8 protein-coding genes and 1 pseudogene are annotated in these 4,741 nt (G+C 50.6%); 8 read left to right on the top strand and 1 reads right to left on the bottom strand.

Translation table 11 applies throughout. The features are described 5' to 3' along the window. A pseudogene (locus Q7V06_RS09915) lies at positions 1-100 on the bottom strand (nickel-responsive transcriptional regulator NikR); the annotation flags it as partial. 190 nt (positions 101-290) lie between these two features. Here Q7V06_RS09915 and Q7V06_RS09910 point away from each other — a divergent pair. From Q7V06_RS09910 to Q7V06_RS09875, 8 genes are all read left to right on the top strand, one after another. Continuing rightward, positions 291-1,526, top strand: a complete 1,236-nt coding sequence (locus Q7V06_RS09910) for a translation initiation factor IF-2 subunit gamma (RefSeq protein ID WP_304841069.1) — start codon at positions 291-293, stop codon at positions 1,524-1,526. Beyond that, entirely contained in the window at positions 1,490-1,903 is a 414-nt protein-coding gene (locus tag Q7V06_RS09905; protein WP_304841068.1) for a PIN domain-containing protein, read from the top strand. Before Q7V06_RS09910 ends, Q7V06_RS09905 begins: the two co-directional genes overlap by 37 nt. Before the next feature lie 9 nt (positions 1,904-1,912). Continuing rightward, positions 1,913-2,494: a DNA-directed RNA polymerase gene (locus Q7V06_RS09900; protein ID WP_304841067.1), complete on the top strand. Its 582-nt coding sequence runs from the start codon at positions 1,913-1,915 to the stop codon at positions 2,492-2,494. Next, complete coding sequence (gene spt4 / locus Q7V06_RS09895; protein WP_304841066.1) at positions 2,481-2,687, top strand: transcription elongation factor subunit Spt4; 207 nt, start codon at positions 2,481-2,483, stop codon at positions 2,685-2,687. The genes Q7V06_RS09900 and spt4 overlap by 14 nt, the downstream gene beginning before the upstream one ends. Beyond that, positions 2,687-3,190: a GTP-dependent dephospho-CoA kinase family protein gene (locus tag Q7V06_RS09890; protein WP_304841065.1), complete on the top strand. Its 504-nt coding sequence runs from the start codon at positions 2,687-2,689 to the stop codon at positions 3,188-3,190. Before spt4 ends, Q7V06_RS09890 begins: the two co-directional genes overlap by 1 nt. A 28-nt stretch (positions 3,191-3,218) precedes the next feature. Next, positions 3,219-3,512, top strand: a complete 294-nt coding sequence (locus Q7V06_RS09885) for a 30S ribosomal protein S24e (RefSeq protein ID WP_304841064.1) — start codon at positions 3,219-3,221, stop codon at positions 3,510-3,512. A gap of 2 nt (positions 3,513-3,514) precedes the next feature. After that, a complete protein-coding gene (locus Q7V06_RS09880) occupies positions 3,515-3,670 on the top strand; it encodes a 30S ribosomal protein S27ae (RefSeq protein WP_304841063.1) in 156 nt (51 codons plus the stop codon). Positions 3,671-3,676: 6 nt separating this feature from the next. Next, the coding region (locus tag Q7V06_RS09875) for a bifunctional N(6)-L-threonylcarbamoyladenine synthase/serine/threonine protein kinase (RefSeq protein ID WP_304841061.1) at positions 3,677-4,741 on the top strand (1,065 nt) is incomplete at its 3' end.

Below are 4,741 nucleotides of genomic sequence, written 5' to 3'. Positions count from 1 at the left end.
GCGATGAGTACCCGCGCATATTGATGATGTCATCAAATTTGTCGAGCAGATTCTTTGGTAGTGATATTCCAATACGGGATAGTTCAGAGTCTCCTGTCATAATCGTTCCTTCCTCTATCTAATGCGCACTATGATATTACTATTTCGGAAAAAGTACCGGGGTACTGACATACGATGTATCTGCTAGGGGTATTCATGAAGAGAGTATATCCGATCACGATTGTATGATATGCACTGAGATATTATCTATGAGAAGAACGATTATATAGGCTATGGAGGTTTGAGATTCTTTGCATGATCCTACAATACCAAGCGTAAATATAGGCGTTGTCGGCCACGTCGACCACGGTAAGACGACGCTCGTCTCCGGGGTGACTGGTATATGGACCGATCGCCACAGTGAAGAACTGAAGCGGGGGATATCTATCCGGCTTGGGTATGCAGATGCGACATTCTACCGGTGCCAGTCGTGTGCCGGGACGAATGCCTATTCGACTTCTGCAACATGTCCGTCCTGTGGTGATAAGACTGAACCTATCCGTTCCGTCTCATTTGTTGATGCCCCTGGCCATGAAACACTGATGGCGACGATGTTGTCGGGTTCAGCCATCATGGATGGAGCAATGCTCGTTATTGCAGCAAATGAACCCTGTCCGCAACCGCAGACGAAAGAGCACCTTATGGCACTTGAGCTGACTGGTATCACCCGTATCATCATTGTTCAGAATAAGATTGATGTCGTAACCCAGCAGGCTGCTCTTGAGAATTACAAACAGATTAAGAAGTTCATTAAAGGAACTGTTGCTGAGAACGCGCCAATCATCCCTGTATCAGCTCAGAAGCTCATTAACTTCTCTTCACTCATTGAGGCACTGAATGAGACGATCCCAGAGACCGATCGTGACCCTGATGTACCTCCTGTTCTTCTGATTGCGCGCTCGTTTGATATCAATAAACCAGGTGCCAGCTGGCGTGATATTCGTGGCGGTGTCATCGGAGGTTCACTTATCCGGGGGATGCTCCGTGATGGTGATGATATTGAGATACGACCTGGTCGGCAGCAGACGATCGAGAACAAGACACGGTGGGACCCGATCATAACGAAGATTAGTTCGATGCATATGGGATCAAAGAAGATCACCATTGCAACCCCGGGGGGTCTGACAGGTATTGGGACAAAACTCGATCCTGCGATCACAAAGAGTGATACCCTTGTTGGTCAGGTGGCCGGTCATCCCGATAAGCTTCCTCCCGTATGGGAGAAGATGAAGTTTAATGTCACTCTGATGGAGCGGGTCGTCGGTGCCTCATCTGAGCAGTTGATCGAACCACTGAAGCATAAGGAGCCTCTTATGCTTTCGGTCGGGACAGCAGTGACAGTGGGTGTTGTAACAGGGACAAAGAAGAACACCATCGATGTCGTCCTGAAACGCCCGGTATGCGCTGAGATAGGATCCCGTATCGCTATCTCAAGGCAGGTGGGTGGACGATGGCGATTGATCGGAATGGGGGTTCTCACGGAGTAATTGTCCTCCTCGATACGAATGCACTTCTTATCCCCTCACGGTCCGGTGTAGATCTCTTCTCCGGCCTGCAGGAGATCTTCGGTGCGTTTGAGCCGGTTGTTCCGGCGGAGGTGGTGCATGAACTGCATGGGCTTGCACAGGGTCGGGGGAAATCGGCTGCAGCAGCTCGTTTTGGGCTGACCCTTGCATCCCGGTGCAGGATTCTTCCTGCGACGGGGTCATCGGCAACGGTCGATGAGATTGTTGCTCTTCAGGCAGAGGCTCTTGACTCCCCGGTTGTGACAAACGACAGGAGATTAAAGGAGCTTCTCCTTTTGAAGGGGATATCAGTAATTATATTAAGAAACCAGAAACGATTGGAACTCATCAGAAAGTAGGTGTGATAAATGTATTATAAACTGAAACTTGCCGATAAGGTTCGTGTTCCCGCCCATCGTCTCGGTGAGGATCTCCGGGTCGTTCTCCTTGATGTTCTTCAGGAGCAGCTTGAAGGGAGTATTGATAAAGAGATCGGGATCTTCATCGTCGTCACTGACATCGATGAGGTTGGCGAAGGAGAAATTATTCCGGGTGATGGGGCAGTGTACTTTGATGTCACATTCGAGGCTCTGGCGCTTCGGCTCGCCCTTCAGGAGATCGTTGAAGGGATTGTTGTTGAAACGACAGGTTTTGGTGCATTCGTCAGTCTTGGTCCGATTGATGCAATGCTGCATGTGAGTCAGATATCAGATGATTACATCAACCACGACGAGAAGAATTCCCGTCTGATCTGTCAGCAGTCCAACCGGACAATTGGTGTTGGAGATACCGTAAGAGCACGTATCGTCTCACTCTCCTTAAACGAGCGGGAGCCTCGTGAGAGTAAGATAGGTCTTACGATGCGGCAGGCAGGTCTTGGAACTGCGAGCTGGATGGAAGATGAGTACAACAAGGAGCTTGCAGAGAGGAGTGGCAATGCCCGTGCGTAAGAAGCAGGATCAGGTCTGCAGGCAGTGTCACCGGGTGCTTGAGTCAGATAAGGAGTCATGTATCGTCTGTCTGGATAGCAGCCTTTCGACAGACTGGCAGGGTTATCTTATTATCATTGATCCGAAACGTTCAGCGATTGCCCAGAGGATGAATATCGACCTTCCCGGAAGGTACGCTCTGAAGGTCCGTTGATGCTCCATCTTCCGGATGAGTTCCGCGACCTCTTTAAGAGGCCGTTTGGAATCCTCTTCCCCGATATTACTGATGTGATTCCACATCTTGCTGGGAAGATCGTCTATACGGTTGGAGATGTGGTTACCGACTCTCTTCTCTCGCGCGGTATTTATCCTGATATTGCAGTGATTGATGGATATACGATGCGTTCACCTTTTCTCAAAACCCCTCTGTATGTGGGGGCACGGCAGATTCGGGTGGTAAATCCTGCAGGCATGATCACTCCGAATCTCATCGCAGGGCTTGAGGAGGCACTCTCGGACCCTCCTGCACTGGTCTTTGTTGATGGTGAGGAGGATCTCGCTGTAATTCCGCTTGTTATCGCTTCTCCTGATGGAGCTATCGTCCTCTATGGTCAGCCGAATGAAGGGGTTGTTCTCAGGGAGATCGATGAGACTGCCCGTCAGAAGGCGAGGGTGCTCTTCTCATATTTTGTCAGTGAGAACACCAGTATTAAATAATTACCCTGATAATAATTCTGGGATACCGATGGAGATCAATATCACAAGCAATACCCGAAACGAACTCTTGCATCGAAAAGAGATAGAGTTCACCCTTACGTTTGAGGGCGCGACCCCATCGAGGAAGCAGATCATTGGAAAACTCGGCGCTCTCTTAAATGCAAGCGAAGAGACGATGGTGCTCGACTCGATCAAGACGCAGTATGGTTCACACATCGGCAAGGGTCTTGCCAGAATCTATGACTCAAACGAGGAGCGTTCACGGACCGAACGTGAATTTCTCATCACCCGTGGACAACCTAAGGCCGAAGCGGAGGAGTAATAATGGCAAGCGGAAGGTACAAGCTCTATACTGTCGAAGGCACACAGGTAGTTGCACAGAAACGCCACTGCCCCCGTTGTGGGCCCGGTGTCTTCCTTGCTGAGCATGCTGATCGTGTGGCATGCGGTAAGTGTGGATATACGGAATTTAAGAAGTAATCGCAGATGCCTCCTATCGGGCAGGTACTGGGTATTGAGGGGACAGCATGGAACCTCAGTGCCGCTGTTTTTGATGATGATCTTGTATCATTGTTCTCGTCTCCCTATTCTCCCCCTCATGGTGGTATTCATCCAAGAGAGGCGGCACAACACCATGCCTCAAAGATAAAGGAGGTTGTATCAGCCGCGCTTGCTGATGCAGGTGATATCTCTGGTGTCGCCTTCTCACAGGGACCCGGACTTGGCCCCTGTCTTCGGACGGTTGCGACCGCTGCTCGTTCACTTGCCCTTCGTTTTGGTGTTCCTCTGATTGGTGTCAATCATTGTGTTGCTCATATTGAGATTGGAAGATTTGCAACAGGTTGTCTTGATCCAATCGTCCTCTATGCAAGCGGTGCCAATACGCAGGTGCTTGGGTATCTGAATGGTCGGTACCGGATCTTTGGAGAGACGCTTGATATCGGGATCGGAAACGCGCTTGATAAATTTGCACGGTTTCATAATCTCACCCATCCGGGTGGTCCTCAGATTGAGGAGTATGCTAAGAAGGGTGCTTATATCCCCCTCCCCTATACCGTGAAAGGGATGGATCTTGCCTTCTCAGGTTTGGTGTCTGCTGCAAAAGATGCAGCTGCATCCCTCCCGGATGTCTGCTACAGCCTGCAGGAGACTGCGTTTGCCATGTGTGTCGAGGTGACCGAACGTGCTCTTGCTCATACAGGTAAAGATGAGGTGATCCTGGTTGGGGGTGTCGGGGTTAACAGCCGCCTTCAGGAGATGCTCCTGCAGATGTGTGAGGAGCGGGGTGCACTCTTTGCTGTGCCGGAACGGAAGTACATGGGGGATAATGGTGCGATGATCGCCTATACCGGCAGGATCATGCTTGAGAGTGGCCAGACGATCCCGGTTTCGTCATCACAGGTGAACCCATGTTACCGGTCAGATCAGGTGGAGGTTACCTGGCGTTCTGATCCGGGGTCTGTCTTTGATCGTGAATCTCCCGGTCTCATTGAGGTTGGTGCGGAGGCTGAAGTTGATCTCTCCACGGCAGATGCTGTCAAACGCCGTCTG

Source organism: Methanocalculus sp. (genome assembly GCF_030651615.1).
In the GTDB taxonomy this organism is placed as follows: Archaea; Halobacteriota; Methanomicrobia; order Methanomicrobiales; family Methanocorpusculaceae; genus Methanocalculus.
Note: the sequence above shows the minus strand (reverse complement) of the source record. Positions and strands in the feature narration are given on the sequence as shown.